At 63.2% G+C, this 3,713-nt stretch carries 3 protein-coding genes; all 3 read right to left on the bottom strand.

Translation table 11 applies throughout. The features are described 5' to 3' along the window. On the bottom strand, positions 1-1,052 hold a 1,052-nt coding region (locus tag AC1DEK_RS30020), incomplete at its 3' end, for an MCP four helix bundle domain-containing protein (RefSeq protein ID WP_478128970.1). Positions 1,053-1,089: 37 nt separating this feature from the next. Next, positions 1,090-2,811: a methyl-accepting chemotaxis protein gene (locus AC1DEK_RS30025; RefSeq protein ID WP_478128971.1), complete on the bottom strand. Its 1,722-nt coding sequence runs from the start codon at positions 2,809-2,811 to the stop codon at positions 1,090-1,092. A gap of 56 nt (positions 2,812-2,867) precedes the next feature. Further along, positions 2,868-3,713: methyl-accepting chemotaxis protein (locus AC1DEK_RS30030; RefSeq protein ID WP_478128972.1), on the bottom strand; the 846-nt coding region annotated here is incomplete at its 5' end.

Genomic DNA, 3,713 nt, shown 5'->3' on the forward strand with positions numbered 1-3,713 from the left:
CTGACCACGCTGCCGCCCTTGACCGCGACGGCCGACGCCGACACTGCGAGTTGATTCGCCTGCCGCGCGTTGTCCGCGTTCTGCTTCACCGTGGAGGTCAGCTCTTCCATCGAAGCCGCCGTCTCTTCCAGCGAACTCGCCTGCTCTTCGGTGCGCGAAGACAAGTCCTGGTTGCCGGTGGCGATCTGGCCGGAGGCCGTCGCGATCGTGTCGCTCGAAGTCTTGATCTTCCCGACCACCGCTGAAAGTTGGTCTTGCATGTGCTTGATGGAATGCAACAGGCTGCCGTCACGCGCAAGACCCGCGTCCACGTTCACCGTCAAATCGCCGTTCGCGATGCGGCCCACGACTTCCGCGGCATGGGCGGGTTCTCCCCCCAGTTGACGCGCCAAGGCGCGTGCGACGAAAAGGCCAAGTCCGACACTCGCGAGGATGCCGGCCAGCGTCATCACCACGGTCATCAGCCGCGAATTCGTGTAGACGTTCGCGGCGTGCTCTGCGCTCTGCTTCGCCAGCGAGTTGCTGTGCGCGACCATGTTCTTCAGCACCTCCTCGAGGCCGCGCGACTCCTGAAGCAGGCGGGCGCTGTCCTCGTTCACTTGTCCGTCGAACTGGGAACTGTCCAGCGACTGCTTGGAGATCAGCGCCACGAACTGGTCCATGTGCTGCTTCAAGCCCGGAAGCAGGCTCTCGTACTGCGTGAACAACTTCTTGCCCGGCTCGCTTTCCTCGAAGATCGGCTTGACCTCACCTGCACGCGCGGCGAGACCCTCCATGGCAGTGGTGAGTTCCTTTCCAGCCGCGTTGCGCTCGCCGCGCGTGGACGCCGACAGGAGGCTCATCTGCGCCCGGCTGGCATACAGCAGGTGGATGTTGGCTTCCTGCACGGCTTGCAAGGCCCGAAGCTCATGCGCGTAGAGCTTTTCCGTCGCATCGCTGATGCGCCCCATGTGAAAGATGCCCAGCGCACTGACGATCGCGCCGACCGCCGCAACCACGAGAAAGCTGAGGACCAGTTTGACGGCCACGCGGAGCTTTTGAAACCATTGCATTTTTTTCTTCTTTCTATGTGACCGCCGTAGATGGCGCTTAGAACTCGGCCCAATCGCCGGACGATTCGTGGGCTGCGGCGGCTTTGGCGGGCGCCGCAAGCTGCTTCGCTGCCGGCTTGGCCAGCGCAGGCTTTCCGCCCGAAACGCGTTTCGGCACCCGATCGGCGCTGCTGGACTGCGCCCGTGCGATGGCGCGGACCGCCTGGTTGTCGCTGTCCAGCCTGAAGACGCTCACCGCCCGGACGAGACTGGATGCCTGTTCCTGCAGCGAGCCCGCCGCAGCGGCAGCCTCTTCGACCAGCGCCGCGTTCTGCTGCGTGACCTGGTCCATCTGCGTGATCGCCTGGTTGATCTGCTCGATGCCTGACGTCTGCTCCTGGCTGGCCGCAGTGATCTCGCCCATGATGTCCGTCACGCGCTTGACGCTGTCGACGATCTCTTCCATGGTCTTTCCGGCTTCGGCCACCTGTTTGCTGCCTTCCTCGACCTTTTCTACCGAGTCGCCGATGAGCGTCTTGATTTCCTTGGCTGCGGCGGCTGAGCGTTGGGCCAGGCTGCGCACTTCGGAGGCCACCACGGCAAAGCCGCGCCCCTGCTCGCCAGCGCGGGCGGCTTCGACCGCTGCGTTCAAGGCAAGGATGTTGGTCTGGAATGCAATGCCGTCGATCACGCCGATGATGTCCACGATCTTGCGTGACGATGCATTGATGGAGCCCATCGTGTCGACCACCTGCGAGACGACACTGCCGCCCTTGACCGCCACTTCGGAAGCGGACACCGCAAGCTGATTGGCTTGGCGCGCGTTGTCGGCGTTTTGCTTGACGGTCGAGGTGAGCTCTTCCATCGAAGCGGCGGTCTGCTCCAGCGAGCTCGCCTGCTCTTCGGTGCGCGAGGACAAGTCCTGGTTGCCCGTGGCGATCTGGCTCGATGCCGTGGCGATAGTGTCCGTGCCCGTACGCACTTCGCCGACGATCTTCACCAGGCTGGCGTTCATTTCTTTCAGCGCCTCGAGCAAGAGGCCTGTCTCATCCTTCGTCTGCGCTTCGATGCGGCTGGTGAGATCGCCGGACGCCACCGACTGCGCAATCTTGACGGCGTGGGCCAGCGGCTTCGAGACGAGGCGCGCAATGAAGACCGCGAGCAGAAGGCCCAGGGCAACGCTGCCGATCAGCAAACCGAGCACCCATCGGCGGGCTTGCGCATAGACCGCATCGCCCATTTCGCTGGCATTGGCCGCGCCCGTCGTATTCACCGTGGCAAGCTTGTCCAGGATGGTGTTCAGTTCACGGTTCAGCCGCAGCGATTCGCCACGTACCAGCGCCGTCGCTTCTTCGTTGCGCTGCGCTCGCGAAAGGACGATCACCTTTTCATGCTCTTGCGCATACTGGTCGAGCAGTTTGACGAGCTCCGGGTAGGCGGCCTTCTCCTGGGGATCGGACATGAGCTTTTCGTAGACCGCGCGGGTCTTCGTCAGTTCGTTCCAGGTAGCGCCCATCGACTTCTCGTAGTCGTTCATCTCCGCCTCTTGCGACGAGAGGATGTGTTGCAACTCCTGCGCCCTGTAGCGCGACATCAAGCCCTTCAATTCGAGCAGTGAGCGTGTGGAGGGCATCCAGTTGGTGGTGATGTCGGTCGACATCTGGTTGACCTTCTCGAGCTGCACGATCGAGAAGACGCCGACGAGGACGGTCAATGCAAGGACCGCAATGAAGGACGCGAGAAGCTTGGTCGCGAGCCTGAGGTTGTAGAACGCTTTCATGATTTCTGTATGGGCATTCGCCCTCGGTGATGTATTTGGAAGAGGTCAGCGTTCGTTCAGAACTCGGTCCAGTCGCCCGCGCCCGCGCTGGCGCTGCTCACGGCCAGTTGGGGTTCGACGCCACGACCGTTGCCCCGTGGACTCTGGAGCGCCTTGTTGCGTGCTTCTGGCGGTTTGCGCGGCGCGGCTGCCGCCGGCGGCAAGCTGGGCCTGGAGTGGCTCCTCGCGTCCAGCTTGAAGGTTCCGACCACGTGCAAAAGGCTGCCGGCTTGCTCCTGCAGCGATTGCGCTGCTGCCGATGCTTCTTCGACCAGCGCCGCGTTCTGCTGCGTGACCTGGTCCATCTGCGTGATGGCCTGATTGATCTGCTCGATGCCGGACGTCTGCTCCTGGCTCGCGGCGGTGATCTCGCCCATGATGTCCGTCACGCGCTTGACGCTGTCGACGATCTCTTCCATGGTCTTTCCGGCTTCGGCCACCTGCTTGCTGCCTTCCTCGACCTTTTCGACCGAGTCGCCGATGAGCGTCTTGATCTCCTTGGCTGCGGCGGCGGAGCGTTGGGCCAGGCTGCGCACTTCGGAGGCCACGACGGCAAAGCCGCGGCCCTGCTCGCCAGCGCGGGCGGCTTCGACTGCTGCGTTCAAGGCAAGGATGTTCGTCTGGAATGCAATGCCGTCGATGACGCCGATGATGTCCACGATCTTGCGCGACGATGCATTGATGGAGCCCATCGTGTCGACCACCTGGTTCACGACACTGCCGCCCTTGACCGCCACTTCGGAAGCGGACACCGCAAGCTGATTGGCCTGGCGCGCGTTGTCGGCGTTCTGCTTGACGGTCGAGGTGAGCTCTTCCATCGAAGCGGCGGTCTGCTCGAGCGAGCTCGCCTGCTCTTCGGTGCG

The organism is Variovorax sp. 10N420, assembly GCF_056394705.1.